Raw genomic sequence first — 15,731 nt, 5'->3', positions numbered from 1 at the left:
TTTTAAATAACATATAGTGGGGAGTTTTTTATCAAGGAGATTTGATATTAAAGAGTATCCTCACTCTTCAATTTTTCGAAAAGGAATTGTTGTATTTAGAGAAATAGTCAAGAAAGTAAATCATTTGAACAGTTCCACCTTTCAAATAAAATGATCTATAATATTCAAGAACATGTTTTTACCATAATTAATGCAAAGAATAATTGGAGGTTATACAAATGTTTCATACAAAAAAAGATGATAAAACAGCAGAATTTCAAGCTACTATTGTGCCCTTAATAGAATCCTTCAAAGAAAAAATGGCATCTTATGACGATACCTTTCACCAAGCCATAGTGGCTAAAATTGATGAAGGGCTTAAGGAAATTTCTCCAAAAGGTGGTAGTATTTTAAGTATTTCTTTAAAAGTGAAGTGGTTAATCAAAGAGATTGGTGCTATTAAGCATGATGGACCAGTGACATTGACCACTGAAGAAAGTGAACTTTGCCGTTCTATTGAAGACATCAATGCTAAATATAGTGACAAAGGACATGGCGCCTTCTTTAAAATATGATAAGACCATTTTCAAAGCTTGTGATTTTGCTGAAAGATTAAATTATTTGTTAAAAGAAAGTGGCAACTCATGAATAAATACAAAGTACTGTTACCCATTTTATTAAATATCATACTATCTGGTCTGACTGGATTAATGATATCTATTCCTTATTTGAACATATTGTGGTTACTGTTGTACAGCTCTCTATTTGAAGTATCTATCTATTGGTTGATTAATAAATCATTAAAAACGGATCGAACATCCTTACAGATTTCAAAGCGTTTTAAAAGTTTTTTAAATCAGACCAAATGGTTTCAACTCTTGTTGATTTCTTATTATATTTTTATGATTTTCAAAGGATTAGAACCTGAACTCCTCTACTTTTACAGTCATGTTTTGATTATTTTTTATGTGACCATTTATGTTCTCAGTATTAGCAATATCAAAATGAAAAATGCTTGAATAGAAGTAGAGAATCTGAGTCATTATTTTTGAAATCATACTTGTTAAAAAGCAAGTGTTATAAAAAAGCATTCTAAACATTAAACCTAAAGTCTAATTTAGAATGCTTTTTTATAACTATATTTTGCTGCTACAAGCTATTTCCTTAATTCTTATGTTTTTTGTTTTCATTAATGACTCTATAAAGCACTAGAAAAATTAGGCCGGAAAAAATAATTGCAAGCAAACTTCCTCGTCCAAAATATTCTTTAATCGGATAGGATAGAGAGAGAAAAGCAATCAGCAATCCAGCATACTTAGCTAATTTTTTCATTTGAAACCTCCAATAAGATTTTTTGTACAATTACAGTTTAAGTAAATTAAGTATAACATTTATCCGCCAAAAATGTTTTTCATTTCCTAAACGGCTACTAAAAGCTCTTGAATGGAAATGATTTAAGTTTTTGTGATTTGAAGAATTTTTCCCCATTTAAGAAATTTCAATGACTGTTTAGGAAAAAGGATAACTAAAATAATTTATTGTGCTATTATTTAGTTATAAAAACATCACTATAGTATTAAAAATCAATGACATACGCAATGATGTAAAAAGGAAAGGAAAAAATTATGACAACCTCTTATAAAGAAAAAAGTATTGCTTTAGTGACAAGCTTGGAAAAAGAAATTGCTGCCATGGCTATTGCTAGTGAGCCTAAACAAAATGCTCTCAAAACGATCCAGGAATTTTTAGACCTTCGTCACTCTAAAGAAGAAGGTGAAACTGTAGTAGCTTCTAAATTACGCCGCTTTGTTATAGTATTTGGAAGACATTTAATGCCTGGTGGTATTGTTTTATCGAAAGAAGGCAGTGAGGTATGGCATCAAATTCAGGCATTAAACAGCTCATCTGAAACGACAAGCAAGATACATCCTTTTGCATTTAAAGGATAATCAAAAGAAGTTATGATTTTGTAATGAAGGCTATCTACTGGTTGGAGACAAGAAAGGGGTCAATAATGTTGAAAAAGGCACTAAAAGCAACAGTTAAAAACTTGTATCAAATCATTAGAGATGAGTACACCCTTAATGAAAAAATCAACTTAAATCACTTGACCAAGACTTTTTTAGTATTCCTAGAAGAAGGCAAGTCAAATGATATGATTCTGCGACAGAGAGCCAAGGAATTTGTTTCAACAGTCAATCAAAAAATTGTGGCTGCGGGTGTGACGCTTCCTGAAGACGCTAGAAAATTAATCGATACTATTGAACGTTTATCAACAGCGGGGAGTGCTTCTCTGTTTCATTTTTTAGTATTTCGATTTTTAAAACTGTCACTTGGATGAAAGAAGGTTATTATGAAAGCGATGTATCGTGGCAAAGAGGTAGATGTTTGGAAAGTTAGTCGTGATTCTAACCAACCTGATTGGGTCAAACAAGCCTTTGTCAAAAACTATATGAGATGGGTGGATAATCATGTCTTAATCCTATTAGCTGGTCTTAATCCAGATACTAGAGCAAACCTAAAAATGGGAATGACTGGGAGTGCTGGTGGCGGTGGCTTCATGGGTTATTACATGTATCGAAATGGCTATATTGGGGACTATGTTGATGGAACAAACCATCAGGTTCTAAGTGAAAAGCAGTTTCAAAAAGCCTATCAATTATTATCAGATTAAAAAAGGAGGATATGATAATGACAACATTTACTAAAGACACACTAAAAGAAGCAAGTACACTTATCAATGATTTAAATCAAAAATTTCAAAACTCTAAAAAAGGGTTGGGAGATGAACAAAGATTCCAAAATAATATTGATGATATGATGAGAACCATTGAAAAAACAAAAAAGATTAACAATGTTATTTTGCTTGAATTGGAAAAATTTCATCAAAGAGCCAGTCTTTTGGTTGGGATTGGACAATTAAAGCTGGAAACTGATGCCTATCAAGCATGGAAAGCCTACGATCGTTTCCATTTTGAAGACATCAAACCAAATCTTAAACTATATGGTCCAATTGCTATGATGTAAAATTAATAGGACAAGTTAAGCAAATAACCTGTCCAATTAAATAACATAAAATCTTAAAAGGGAAAAAATGATGCAGTGGTTAAAGGAACTGATTTTTATTTTAGGAACTGTACTTATTGTTTATTTTGTACTTAAAGACGGTATGGAAGATGAGCGTGAGCGTTATAAAAAAGAACTAGCACAGAAAAAAGGGAATTCCATCTGCTTGAGAATGCTTAGACGGCTTTACCGCTAAAAGAATTATAAAAAGGAGAAGAACTTGGAAAGAGTTGGTAATTTTTTTATTGGGTTATTAGGTCCTCTTTTTTTAGGGGCTATAGTATATATGTTTCATTTTGATAATCAAGCCATCAGTGATGTTGTTCAAGTCCTGGTAGAGATTGTTTTATTGTGGCTTAGTTTCCGGTATTTTCAAAAGTCTGAGATAGACAAACTTCGTTTTCCAACTAAAAAGCAATGGTTAATTTTTCTTCTGGCTTTGGTGACAATTTTTTTATATTCCGCTATTTACAGTTCTGTTTTTGTCCTTCATTCACGGTCGGGAACTGATATTACTAATAGTTTGATAACAGATGGTTATCAATTATTATTAGTTTTAAGCATTACCATTTTTGCTCCATTGGAAGAAGAGTTGTTTTTAAGAGGATTTATCCAAAAAGGTGCTTTTAAAAACACATGGTTGGGTATTGTACTCACTTCTAGCATTTTTTCAATCCTACATGGTCCAGAAACATTTGCTTCATTTGGCTATTATGCACTCTTTGGAGCAATATTAGGTACTGCCTATAAAAAGAGCAATAATTTGTGGGTTTCAATCCTATGTCATGCAGGGATTAATACAATTATATTGATAGTGCCATTACTAGTTTAACTGACTAATAATGACTATAACAACAGCCTCAACGACGCCAATTGGCTCATTAATTTTTTTCAAAATGACGCCAGATAGTGCTGATTCGGCAGGGTCTTTTATGATATAATGTCTGATAGTAAGGGAGAATAAAACAGCATGTATCAGAAAAAATATCGTCGCAATATCAGCCTTCTTGGAGGATTAGATTTCCTATCCTTTTTTGGCATCACCACTTTTTGGGTCTTGTTTCTAAGCCAAAACGGGATGAGTTTATTAGAAGTTGGTCTTTTGGAAAGTCTATTTCATGGGACTAGTATTCTTTTTGAAATTCCTTCAGGCATGCTGGCAGATCGATTCACCTATAAAACCAATCTTTATATCAGTCGAGTGATGACTATCCTATCCAGTCTTTTAATGATTTTGGGACAAGGCAATTTCTGGATTTATGCCATTGCTATGATTCTAACCGCCTTAGGCTATAATTTTAGCTCAGGAACGGATTCTGCCATGCTTTTTGAGTCGGCTAAAGAGGCCGGTCTTGAGTCACGCTACTTAAAAATCACAAGTGTCATTGCTGGCTTTGTTGAAGCAGGATTAGCACTTGGCAGTGTTATGGCTAGTTTTTTTGTTCATGGTCTTTTACATTATACTTACTACATCATGATTGTTTTGTCATTGATTGGTATTGGGTTAATCTATCTGATGAAAGAACCACAGTTAAAAGCTAAAGAAGGTGAACAAACCACTTTAAAATCGATTGTCTTAGTCGTTTCAAAAGAATTTAAAGAAAAACCAGGGTTGCTCTTTTGGATGCTCAGTTTCCAGTTTGTGGCTAGCATCATGTGTATGTTTTATTTCTACTATCAAAATGAATTACCCAATTTAACCGTTTGGCAAATTAGTTTTATCATGCTTTTAGGTAGTGTGATTAATGTTTTAGCTGTTTGGTTGGCCAGTCGCATTGGCGAAAAATGGCATTCTAAGTGTGTTTTTCCAATCTTAGTTTTTCTAACAGGACTTAGTTTTATCTTTGCTATCACTGGTCATGTTGTTAGCTACGCTCTTATTTATCTCTTTAGTAATGGTCTGTATGCTTTGTTTTTACCGATTTTCAACAACGACCTACAACACAAGCTACCAAGTGAAGTCAGAGCCACACTTTTGAGTGTCAATGCCATGTGTTTTAGCTTATCAATGATCATTGTTTTTCCGTTGACAGGTTGGTTGATTGATAATATAGGCTTTGCTAGAACTTTTATTTTATTAGGTATTTTATTGCTGTTATTAGCACCTCTACTCTATTTTAAGAATAGAGATGCTATTATTTCAGATGAAGTTAGTAAGTAACCAATCATTTTTGCAAGAATGTTATTCTTAGCGATAATAACTATATTGAGGAGGATGATATGGCATTTCAAAATATCACAGTATTAGCCCTCTTTTTAGAAGGGGTATTATCCTTTTTTTCACCCTGTGTCTTGCCTATTTTACCCATCTATATTGGTATTTTAGCAGGAGATGGTGATAAGGATAGCCAAAACCATTTAGGCAATCGCCAAAAAAGAGTTTTGATTAATACCTTGTGCTTTATTTCAGGAATCGCTTTGACCTTTTTTATCTTAGCTTTTGCAAGTAGTCTTTTAAGCCGTTTTTTAAATGAACATCTAAAAATTTTACAGATGATTAGTGGTGTTTTGATGATTGCGATGGGGCTATTTCAAATTGGCTGGCTTAAAATTGACTTTTTATTAAGAGAATTTTCAGCCAAACAAACTGTTTACAAGGTGGGACAAAAAGTAGGACCTCTCTTAGCGTTTTTACTAGGATTTACCTTTAGTTTTTCTTGGAGTCCCTGTATTGGTCCCATTTTAGCGAGTGTCTTCTTTTACGCTAGTTCCCATCAAGGAAGTCTTAGCATCCTCTTTTTGCTAGTTTATTCTATTGGTTTTATGCTTCCGTTTTTATTAGTAGCTATTTTTTCACAAAAGATGCTTCACTTCTTTAAACAACAAGTAAAATTTGTCAAATATACGAAAGTTATTTCTGGTCTTATTCTACTTGTGATTGGCATTAGCATTATGACGGGATCATTTACGACTGTTATGAATCATTTAATATAAGAAAGGTTAACCCATGAAAAAATATTTTTTATTACTAGTATCAGTTTTTTTACTAACAGCTTGCTCAACCACACAAGATAATGAGCCATCAAATAATAATACTAAAACAACTCAAGAAACAAAGACAGAAAAAGCTCCTGATTTCACCTTGATTGATGAGAACGGTGAAACGATTTCCTTAAGTGATTTGAAAGGGAAAAAAGTTTATGTTAATGTTTGGGCGAGCTGGTGTGGCCCTTGTAAGCGAGAATTTCCAGAATTAGAAAAAGTCTATCAAAAAGTGAAAGATAAGGATGATATCGTCTTTTTATCTGTTACCTCACCAAATGATAAACAATTTAAAAATAGTAATCCAGCTGACAAAGACTCTGCCACTATTTTAGCAGCAGCAGAAGAACTTGGCGCTACTTATCCAGTTTATTTTGATAGTAGTGATCACTTTATGGAAGATTATGCCATAAGAGCTTTTCCGACACATGTATTCATTAATAGCGATGGTAGCTTAGCAAAATACTACCCAGGTCAAATCAATGAAGAAATGCTAGAAGAACAATTAGAGCTTTTACAATAAGTTAATCATAAAAAGAAATTCACCACAAGGATGGTGAATTTTTTGATATAATATAGAAAAGAAAAAGAGAGAAGGAGTTGCCATGTCTGATCAAACCATTAACCTCGTTATTGTTACAGGAATGAGTGGTGCTGGAAAAACGGTTGCCATCCAATCTTTTGAAGATTTGGGTTATTTTACTATTGATAATATGCCACCAACCCTCATGCCCAAGTTTTTAGAGTTGGTTTTACAGGCCAATGAAAATCATAAAGTGGCTTTAGTCGTTGATATGAGAAGTCGGTTATTCTTCTCTGAGTTAACCAATATTTTAGATGATTTAGAACTTAATGATCAGATTTCGGTTAAAATTTTATTTCTTGATGCCACAGATAGTGAGTTGATTTCTCGCTACAAAGAAACCAGAAGAAGTCATCCTTTGTCTGCGGATGGTCGTGTGTTAGATGGAATAAAATTAGAAAGAGAATTGTTAGCACCTCTAAAAAGCCTTAGCCAAAATGTGGTCGATACCACAACCCTAACACCTAGACAACTGCGTCAAACGATTGTTGATCAGTTTTCTGGGGACAATCAGCAAAAAATGTTTCGTATAGAAGTGATTAGTTTTGGTTTCAAATACGGATTACCTTTAGATGCTGACCTTGTGTTTGATGTCCGTTTTTTACCAAATCCTCATTACCAACCTGAGTTAAGGCCGATGACAGGTCTTGATCAACCCGTGTATGACTACGTGATGAATCATCAAGAATCAGAAGAGTTCTATCAACATTTAATGACCCTCTTACAACCCATTTTACCAAGCTATCGTAAAGAAGGAAAATCCACCTTAACCATTGCCATTGGTTGTACAGGAGGACAACACAGAAGTGTTGCTTTTGCCCACCGAATTGCCGAAGAATTAAAACAAGATTGGCCAGTCAATGAAAGCCATAGAGATTATCAAAAACGTAAGGAGACCTTGAATCGCTCATGAGAAAACCGAAAATAACCGTTATTGGTGGTGGCACAGGAATTCCTGTTATTTTAAATAGCTTACGCCATCAAGACGTTGATATTGTTGCGATTGTAACGGTTGCTGATGATGGAGGCAGTTCTGGTGAACTCAGATCAGTTATGCAGTTAGTCCCTCCAGGAGATTTACGCAATGTTTTAGTGGCTATGAGTGATATGCCCAAATTCTATGAGCAGATTTTTCAATACCGTTTCAATGAAAATGATGGTGCTTTAGCGGGTCATCCTTTAGGAAATCTGATTATTGCAGGCATTTCAGAAATGAAAGGCTCTACCTATAGTGCGATTCAGCTCCTTGCAAAGTTCTTCCATATCACAGGGAAAATCTTTCCAGCTAGTGATCAAGCTCTGACACTTCATGCGGTTTTCCAAGATGGTCATGAAGTGATTGGAGAAAGTCAAATTGCCAATTACAAAGGAATGATTGATTATGTTTATGTCACTAATGCTTATAATGACGATGTCCCAAAAGCTAGTCGAAAAGTGGTAGAAAGTATTATGGAAAGCGATATGATTGTTTTAGGACCAGGCTCTCTATTTACTTCTATTTTACCCAGCTTAGTGATTCCAGAAATTAAAGAGGCCTTATTAAAGACACCTGCTGAAATAGCCTATGTCTGTAACATCATGACTCAATACGGTGAAACGGAACACTTTACTGATAGCGATCATGTTACGGTTCTTAACAAACATCTTGGAAAAGATGTTATTGATACGGTTTTAGTTAATATTGAACCTGTTCCTCAAGGGTATATGGATAATCACCAGTTTGATGAATACCTAGTCCAAGTGGAACATGATTTTAAAGGCTTATCTAAGCAAGTGAAACGAGTTATCTCTTCTAATTTCTTACATTTAGAAAATGGTGGGGCTTTTCACCATGGTGATTTAGTGGTGGAAGAGCTGATGAGCTTGATAAAAGGGTATAGTCTATGAGTTTTACAACCACGGTTAAAGAAGAAATTTTGAGTGCTTCAACAGACGATGTGCATGAATTATCGGCTATTATTAAAATGTCAGGTAATTTAGGATTGACCAGTAAAGGATTGACCTTATCTGTCACTACTGAAAATGCCAAAGTCGCTAGACATATTTACGAAATGCTTGAAAAATTATGTCAGGTAAAACCAGATATTAATTATCATCAAAAGACAAATCTCAAAAAAAATCGTGTCTATCAAGTCTTTATTGATGAACAGGTTGATCGTATATTATCACAATTACAGCTAGCAGACTCTTTCTTTGGTTTTACAACTGGGATTGATCCTCACATTCTAACGAATGATGAGGCAGGACGTTCCTATCTAAGAGGTGCTTTCTTATCAGCAGGAACCATTAGAGAACCAGACTCTGGTAAATATCAGCTGGAGATTTTCTCAATATACTCTGATCACGCACAAGATTTAGCCAATCTCATGAAAAAATTCTTATTAGATGCCAAAGTCATTGAACGAAAAAACGGTGCTGTCACCTATCTTCAAAAGGCAGATGACATTATGGATTTTTTGATTGTTATTAATGCCATGGCAGCCAGAGAAACCTTTGAAGAAATCAAATTGATGAAAGAGGCTAGAAACGATATTAACAGGGCTAATAATGTTGAAACCGCCAATATCGCTAGAACCATCAATGCTAGTATGAAACTCATCAATAATATTAGTAAAATAAACGATACGGTTGGTCTTGATAGTTTACCTATTGAGTTACAACAAATTGCTCAAATTCGTATCACTCATCCGGACTATTCTTTACAAGAAATAGCCGATAGTTTAGAATTTCCCTTAACAAAAAGCGGTGTCAATCATCGTTTGAGAAAGATTAATAAAATAGCAGAAGATTTATAGGAGGATAAAAATGGGATGTACAACCATTCTTGTTGGTAAAAATGCTAGTTATGATGGCTCTACCATGATTGCTAGAACAGAAGATTCACAAAATGGTGAGTTTACACCAAAACACTTTGTTGTTTTTAACAAAGAAGACCAACCAAAGAAATACCAATCGGTGTTATCATCATTTGAAATGTCACTTGATGAAGAACCAATGCGTTACACAGCAGTACCTGATGCCTTAAGAAAAGATGGGCTTTGGGCAGCGGCTGGCATCAATGAAGAAAATGTTGCCATGAGTGCCACTGAAACAATCACAACGAATAGTCGTGTGCTAGGAGCAGACCCGTTAGTGCCTTCTGGAATCGGTGAAGAAGATATGGTGACACTAGTCTTACCTTACATTCACTCAGCGCGTGATGGTGTCAAACGTTTAGGAAAGATTCTTGAAGAATTTGGTACTTATGAGTCAAATGGTATTGCTTTTTCAGACGTTGATGAGATTTGGTGGATGGAAACAGTCGGTGGCCATCACTGGATTGCAAGACGCGTACCGGACAATGCTTACGTTACTAACCCTAATCAACTTGGTCTTGATTACTTTGAATTTAATAACCCTGATCATTTTCTTTATTCGACAGGTCTTCGTGAGTTTATTAAAGACAACCACCTAGAGTTAAATTATAGTCATGAACATTTTAATCCAAGGCTCGCTTTTGGCAGTCAAAAGGATAAAGACAGACAATATAATACGCCTCGTTCTTGGTTTATTCAACGCTTTTTAAATCCAGAAATAAAGCAAGAGCCCACTAGTTTTTTCATTCCTTGGAGTCAAAAACCTTACCGTAAGATTACTGTTGAAGACATCAAATATGTTTTAAGCGGGCATTATCAAAACACTGAATATGACCCTTATGGACTAGAAGGTAATGAGCACTCTAGAAAAGCTTTTAGACCGATTGGTATCAATAGAACTAGCCAAACTGCCCTTTTACAACTTCGTCCTGATAAACCAAAAGAAACAACAGGTATTCAGTGGTTAAGTTACGGTTCTATGCCATTTAATGCTATGGTCCCTTTCTTTACGCAAATTAGTAAAACACCAGATTATTTTGCCTATACACCAGAAACAGTGACCACTAACAGTTTTTACTGGACTAATCGCTTGATTGCTGCCATAAGTGACCCGCATTTTAGACAACATGAAGGCGATATCGACAGTTATAACCAAGAGATTATGGCCAAAGGACACGAGCGACTTTTAAAAGTTGATAATGCACTTGCTCAAGGTGAAATGATTGATTTTGAATACGAAAATCAAGAAATGAGTGATTATGTTGAGAAACAAACAAATCTTTTATTAGCCAAATTACTACATGATGCTAGTAATTTAATGACCAACCGTTTTTCACTTAGTGATTAATGAGTGATTTATTTTTAAAACATAAAAAAAGCATTGTTGACAATGCTTTTTTTATGTTGTTTCTGGGATAATAATTTCGGTGTATTGATTATAAATTTTTTGGTTCTCTTGGGAGATAGCAGAATCAGTAATTAGAAAATCAAAGAAATTGGTTTTATAAAACGCATAAAAGTCATAGCGACCAAATTTGGTATGATCAACTAGCAATATTTTTTGAATAGAATTATTTAATACAATATTTAAGAGCTCACCTTCAGATTCACTATAGGTAGCCACACGATCTTTGTATATCGCGTTAGCACTGATAAATGTTTTAGAGAATTTAAGCGATTTGACATAGTTATTAGTAAAACTGCCTACAAAAGCACCTGTAATATCCCTATACTCTCCACCAAGGAGGATAAGATCAACGGTTTGGCTATCTTTTAGGATGTTAAAAACTGGTAAACTATTTGTGATGATTCGTAAATTGCGTTGGTGCAAATTTTTTGCCACACACTCTACTGTCGTTCCTGGACCAAGAAAGATTGTTTCACCGTCTTTAATGAGATCAATAGCAGCTGTAGCTATTTCTTTTTTCTCTTCAATTTGTTTAGTTAATTTTTCAGTGTTAGAACGTTCATAAAAACTATTTTGGCTGATGCTTTGTGCACCACCATGTACTCTAATTAATTTGCCGTTTTTTTCTAATTCATGCAAATCTCTTCGAACAGTCATATCTGAGACATCTAACTCAGCTATAATTTCTTGAACGGTTATAAGCCCTTCGTTGTTAACTTTTTCAAGAATACGTTGTAAGCGTTCTCTTTTTAGCATGTTTTACTCCTTTTTATAGTAGTTCGACTGATTGTAGATTTATCATAGCATAGAGACTTATTTTTTTCAATCATTTCTTTTTTATTACTGACTAAAACAAATAAATATAAACAAATATAAACATAAAAACCTTGACTTTGTGTTTGTTTTGGTTTATATTATAGGTATGGAATTAAGATGGTTTTGCTATGTTAAATCCTAATCAAATGAAGACAGATTGTCTACAAATATATTAAAATGAGATAAAATCCCATTGAATGAAAGGAGTATGTAATGATATTAACCATTACCATGAATCCGTCAGTTGATATTTCATATCATTTAGATCATTTGGATTTGGATACGGTCAATCGGGTGTCTGAAGTTGTTAAAACACCTGGGGGCAAAGGGTTAAATGTTACTAGAGTTTTATCTGAACTTGGCGATAAAGTTATGGCCAGTGGGTGTATTGGAGGTACAACTGGTGAGTATCTGATTAATCATTTAGATAATAGCATTAAAAAATGCTTCTTTAGTATTAGTCGTGATACTAGAAACTGTGTCGCTATTTTACATAACGGCAATCAAACAGAGATCTTAGAAAAAGGTCCCATGTTAGATTTAGATGAGAGCGAGGGCTTCCTCCATCATTTTAAAATCATTCTAAAACAAGCAGATGTTGTTGCTATTTCTGGTAGCTTACCAGATGGGTTAGAACAAAACTACTATTCTAGAATGATAGAAATTGCTAACACTTATCACAAAAAAGTGGTTTTAGATTGTTCAGGCAAAGCTTTGGAAGCTGTTTTAGCATCTAAAAATAAACCTACGGTTATTAAACCGAACTTGGAAGAATTATCTCAATTATTAGGTCGTACTGTTTCTTCTGATATTGAAGAATTAAAAGCAGTTTTAAACGATGACTTATTTGCAGGAATTGAATGGATTGTTGTTTCTTTAGGTTCTAAAGGAGCTTTTGCAAAGCACAATGATACTTTCTATCGCGTTACTATTCCAAAAATTTCTGTTGTTAATCCTGTTGGTTCAGGAGACTCAACAGTTGCAGGAATTTCATCAGCACTTTTACACAATGAAAGTGATGCAGAACTTCTTACAAAAGCAAACGTTCTTGGTATGCTTAATGCACAAGAAAAAATGACTGGTCATGTTAACATGGCAAACTATGATAACTTATATAAACAAATTAAAGTAGAAGAGGTATAAAAATGGCACTTACAGAACAAAAACGTCGTTACATGGAAAAACTTTCAAACAAAGATGGTGTGATCTCAGCACTTGCTTTTGACCAACGTGGGGCATTAAGAAGAATGATGTCACAACACCAAACTGAAGAACCAAAAGTAGAACAAATGGAAGAACTAAAAAGCTTAGTATCAGAAGAATTAACAAAATATTCTTCATCTATCCTTTTAGACCCAGAATTTGGCCTTCCAGCTGTTGACGTTAAAGATGAAAATGCTGGTCTATTACTTGCATATGAAAAAACAGGTTACGACGCAACAACAACAACTCGCTTACCTGACTGTTTGGTTGAGTGGTCTGTTAAACGTTTGAAAGAACAAGGTGCAGATGCCATTAAATTCCTTCTTTACTATGATGTAGATAGTGATGATTACACTAACCTTCAAAAGAAAGCATACATTGAAAGAATCGGTTCTGAGTGTGTGGCAGAAGATATTCCTTTCTACCTTGAAATCGTTTCATATGATGAAAAAATCAAAGATGCAACAAGTGCAGAATATGCTAAAGTAAAACCAAGAAAAGTGATTGAAGCTATGAAAGTCTTCTCAGAAGATCGCTACAATGTGGATGTCTTAAAAGTTGAAGTACCAGTTAACATGAACTATGTTGAAGGTTTTGCAACTGGTGAAGTGGTTTACACTAAAGAAGAAGCAGCACAATACTTCCGTGATCAAGAAGCAGCAAGTAACTTGCCATACATCTACTTGAGTGCTGGTGTAAGTAGCAAACTTTTCCAAGAAACTCTTGTATTTGCTCATGAAGCAGGTGCTAAATTTAACGGTGTTCTTTGTGGTCGTGCTACTTGGGCTGGTTCAGTTGAAGTATATATCAAAGAAGGTAAAGAAGCAGCTATTGAATGGTTACGTACAACTGGATTCAATAACATTGATGAATTAAATAAAGTCATTGAAAAAACTGCAACTCCTTGGACTGAAAAAGCTTAAGAATAATAAAGGGAAAAAATGATGTTAAGTTTAAGTAATGACTTTTTAACAGTAACCTTTAGTGAAAACGGCGCCACTTTAACGTCGATTAAAGATAAAGAAGGCATTGAATACCTTTGGCAAGGGGATGCTAACTATTGGAGTGGGCAAGCACCAGTACTATTTCCAAATTGTGGTAGTGTGAGAAACGATAAAACTATTTTTGCTTCAGCAGGTCATGTTGAAGGTAGTCTACCTCGTCATGGATTAGTGCGTAAAAAAGTATTTGAAGTGACACATCACGATGATAATAGTATTGCATTTAGTATTCAATCTACTAAAGAAATGCTTGACAATTATCCTTTTGCTTTTGAACTAACTATTCTTTATACCCTATCTGATAAAACAATTACTACAACTTATCAGATTAAGAATAAAGATGCTAAGAAAATGCCGTTCTTTATTGGTGGACACCCAGGCTTTAATTGTCCAATAAAAGAAGATGAGTCTTACGATGATTACTACTTAGAATTTGAAAAAGCTGAAACTACAACAGTTCCAAAACAGTTCCCTGAGACAGGACTTTTGGATTTGTTAGATAGAAAAGATTTCTTAAACCAAGAAAAAGTCTTACCATTATCGTTTGATTTATTCAAAGAAGATGCCATCACACTTGATCAACTAGAATCAAGAAGTGTCAAACTTTTGTCTAAAAATCATAACAAGGGCGTTCAAGTAGCATTTAAAGATTTCCCATCACTTGTTTTATGGACAACACCTAATAAGGGGCCATTTATCGCTTTAGAACCTTGGTTAGGGTTGTCAACGTCACTGGAAGAGTCTGATGTTTTTGAAGAAAAACGTCATGTGCAGTATGCTCAACCAGATGAGTTAAAAACATATGCCTTTGATATTACAATCTTAGGATAATACATCAAAATGAGTTTGTTAAAAAAGTATCTCTATTTTTGAGATACTTTTTTTGAGCTTGCAATTTTTTAAAAATAACACTATAATAAATAACAGTTCAAAAATAAATAGCAGAGTAGATTATGAAGCGTTAAGTGCCTGATGAACGGGGAGTTGTCATCGGGACGAAAAAAAGAGAGAACTGTCTTTTTGCGGTTTCGTAGTCGCATCCCGCTGCTACATCTTTTTTCTATAAGGTAATGATACTTTTTCTTATCTTTAGATCGGTATTTAGCCAATGATGTAGTAACAGGTACCATCTGCCTAGGAGGTATTCTTTATGTTACAACTTAAAAATGTCAGAGTTCTGACATTAGCTACTTTATTAGCTGCATTAGCTATTGTAATGGGATTTTTTAAACTACCCATTTCACAGATTTTAGAGTTGCGATTTGCTTCTCATGTTATTGCTATTGCTGGTTCCCTTCTTGGTCCAGTAGTTGCGATGATGGTTGGGCTCATTTCAGACATTGGTGGTTTTTTTATCAAACCAACAGGTCCATTTTTCCCAGGATTTACAATTAGTGCAGCCCTAACAGGCTTAATCTACGGCTTTTTCTTGTATAGAAAGCCATTTAGTCTAAAGAGGGTTATTATGGCTCAAGTGGTCTATACTCTAGCAATAAGTGCTTTGTTAAATACAATGTGGTTAGCCATACTTTACAAGTTACCATTTTATGAAACCTTTATTGCCAGACTATTTACAAGTGCCATACAATTACCAATCCATATTGTTATTTTGGCCCTTCTTTTAAAAGGTATCGATCGACTTCAACTATTTAAGTACTTAGAAAAAAAATAAAGCTTTCAAAAAATTTCCAAAGATAATTGTCTTTGGAAATTTTTATTTTATTTATTTTTATTAGTCATTGGTTGTTTGTATAATTTATAGATCGCGCCACTAAAGAATTCTGAATGTATTAGACTAATAAATTTGAACAACTAAATAAATATTGTTCAAAATAAAA

The 15,731-nt window shown here is 34.2% G+C and carries 20 protein-coding genes and 1 riboswitch; of the genes, 18 read left to right on the top strand and 2 right to left on the bottom strand.

From position 1 onward, the window contains the following. Positions 1-218: 218 nt before the first annotated feature. Positions 219-554, top strand: a complete 336-nt coding sequence (locus JHK62_RS05150; RefSeq protein ID WP_199575699.1) for a hypothetical protein — start codon at positions 219-221, stop codon at positions 552-554. Positions 555-1,143: 589 nt separating this feature from the next. On the opposite strand, the gene JHK62_RS05145 is transcribed toward JHK62_RS05150, so the two are convergent. Then, complete coding sequence (locus JHK62_RS05145; RefSeq protein ID WP_199575697.1) at positions 1,144-1,311, bottom strand: hypothetical protein; 168 nt, start codon at positions 1,309-1,311, stop codon at positions 1,144-1,146. Positions 1,312-1,604: 293 nt separating this feature from the next. Here JHK62_RS05145 and JHK62_RS05140 point away from each other — a divergent pair, with 293 nt between their 5' ends. From JHK62_RS05140 to JHK62_RS05080, 13 genes are all read left to right on the top strand, one after another. After that, positions 1,605-1,928, top strand: a complete 324-nt coding sequence (locus JHK62_RS05140; RefSeq protein ID WP_199575695.1) for a hypothetical protein — start codon at positions 1,605-1,607, stop codon at positions 1,926-1,928. A 65-nt stretch (positions 1,929-1,993) separates the two neighbouring features. Beyond that, the gene (locus JHK62_RS05135) at positions 1,994-2,320 is read left to right on the top strand and encodes a hypothetical protein (RefSeq protein WP_199575693.1); all 327 of its coding nucleotides are present in this window, start codon (positions 1,994-1,996) and stop codon (positions 2,318-2,320) included. Between the two features lie 12 nt (positions 2,321-2,332). After that, the gene (locus JHK62_RS05130) at positions 2,333-2,653 is read left to right on the top strand and encodes a hypothetical protein (RefSeq protein ID WP_199575691.1); all 321 of its coding nucleotides are present in this window, start codon (positions 2,333-2,335) and stop codon (positions 2,651-2,653) included. A 17-nt stretch (positions 2,654-2,670) separates the two neighbouring features. Further along, positions 2,671-3,006, top strand: coding sequence for a helicase BlpT (locus JHK62_RS05125; RefSeq protein WP_199575689.1), 336 nt, complete (start codon positions 2,671-2,673; stop codon positions 3,004-3,006). Between the two features lie 67 nt (positions 3,007-3,073). Continuing rightward, entirely contained in the window at positions 3,074-3,241 is a 168-nt protein-coding gene (locus tag JHK62_RS05120) for a hypothetical protein (protein WP_199575687.1), read from the top strand. A gap of 24 nt (positions 3,242-3,265) precedes the next feature. Continuing rightward, on the top strand, positions 3,266-3,877 hold the full coding sequence (locus JHK62_RS05115; protein WP_199575685.1) for a CPBP family intramembrane glutamic endopeptidase: 612 nt from the start codon (positions 3,266-3,268) through the stop codon (positions 3,875-3,877). Positions 3,878-4,015: 138 nt separating this feature from the next. Beyond that, positions 4,016-5,206, top strand: a complete 1,191-nt coding sequence (locus JHK62_RS05110) for an MFS transporter (RefSeq protein ID WP_199575683.1) — start codon at positions 4,016-4,018, stop codon at positions 5,204-5,206. A 59-nt stretch (positions 5,207-5,265) separates the two neighbouring features. Next, positions 5,266-5,979: a cytochrome c biogenesis CcdA family protein gene (locus JHK62_RS05105; protein ID WP_199575681.1), complete on the top strand. Its 714-nt coding sequence runs from the start codon at positions 5,266-5,268 to the stop codon at positions 5,977-5,979. A 13-nt stretch (positions 5,980-5,992) separates the two neighbouring features. Next, on the top strand, positions 5,993-6,550 hold the full coding sequence (locus JHK62_RS05100; protein ID WP_199575679.1) for a TlpA family protein disulfide reductase: 558 nt from the start codon (positions 5,993-5,995) through the stop codon (positions 6,548-6,550). 82 nt (positions 6,551-6,632) lie between these two features. After that, a complete protein-coding gene (gene rapZ / locus JHK62_RS05095) occupies positions 6,633-7,523 on the top strand; it encodes an RNase adapter RapZ (RefSeq protein WP_199575678.1) in 891 nt (296 codons plus the stop codon). Next, positions 7,520-8,497, top strand: a complete 978-nt coding sequence (locus tag JHK62_RS05090) for a YvcK family protein (RefSeq protein WP_199575677.1) — start codon at positions 7,520-7,522, stop codon at positions 8,495-8,497. Before rapZ ends, JHK62_RS05090 begins: the two co-directional genes overlap by 4 nt. Continuing rightward, a complete protein-coding gene (gene whiA, locus JHK62_RS05085; RefSeq protein ID WP_199575676.1) occupies positions 8,494-9,405 on the top strand; it encodes a DNA-binding protein WhiA in 912 nt (303 codons plus the stop codon). Before JHK62_RS05090 ends, whiA begins: the two co-directional genes overlap by 4 nt. A 10-nt stretch (positions 9,406-9,415) precedes the next feature. Continuing rightward, positions 9,416-10,813, top strand: coding sequence for a C69 family dipeptidase (locus tag JHK62_RS05080; protein ID WP_199575675.1), 1,398 nt, complete (start codon positions 9,416-9,418; stop codon positions 10,811-10,813). Between the two features lie 51 nt (positions 10,814-10,864). On the opposite strand, the gene JHK62_RS05075 is transcribed toward JHK62_RS05080, so the two are convergent. Continuing rightward, on the bottom strand, positions 10,865-11,629 hold the full coding sequence (locus JHK62_RS05075) for a DeoR/GlpR family DNA-binding transcription regulator (RefSeq protein ID WP_199575674.1): 765 nt from the start codon (positions 11,627-11,629) through the stop codon (positions 10,865-10,867). A gap of 273 nt (positions 11,630-11,902) precedes the next feature. Here JHK62_RS05075 and JHK62_RS05070 point away from each other — a divergent pair, with 273 nt between their 5' ends. From JHK62_RS05070 to JHK62_RS05055, 4 genes are all read left to right on the top strand, one after another. Continuing rightward, complete coding sequence (locus JHK62_RS05070) at positions 11,903-12,832, top strand: tagatose-6-phosphate kinase (protein WP_199575673.1); 930 nt, start codon at positions 11,903-11,905, stop codon at positions 12,830-12,832. Positions 12,833-12,834: 2 nt separating this feature from the next. After that, on the top strand, positions 12,835-13,815 hold the full coding sequence (gene lacD, locus JHK62_RS05065; protein ID WP_199575671.1) for a tagatose-bisphosphate aldolase: 981 nt from the start codon (positions 12,835-12,837) through the stop codon (positions 13,813-13,815). A gap of 18 nt (positions 13,816-13,833) precedes the next feature. Beyond that, positions 13,834-14,724, top strand: a complete 891-nt coding sequence (locus JHK62_RS05060) for an aldose 1-epimerase family protein (RefSeq protein ID WP_199575670.1) — start codon at positions 13,834-13,836, stop codon at positions 14,722-14,724. Positions 14,725-14,833: 109 nt separating this feature from the next. Next, positions 14,834-14,942: riboswitch (THF riboswitch) on the top strand. Between the two features lie 101 nt (positions 14,943-15,043). Continuing rightward, positions 15,044-15,565, top strand: coding sequence for a folate family ECF transporter S component (locus JHK62_RS05055; protein ID WP_199575667.1), 522 nt, complete (start codon positions 15,044-15,046; stop codon positions 15,563-15,565). The last annotated feature ends 166 nt before the right edge of the window (positions 15,566-15,731 follow it).

This window comes from Streptococcus pacificus, assembly GCF_016481305.1.
Taxonomy (GTDB): domain Bacteria; phylum Bacillota; class Bacilli; order Lactobacillales; family Streptococcaceae; genus Streptococcus; species Streptococcus pacificus.
The sequence above is the reverse complement of the archived record's forward strand: the minus strand, read 5'-3'. Positions and strand labels throughout refer to the sequence as shown.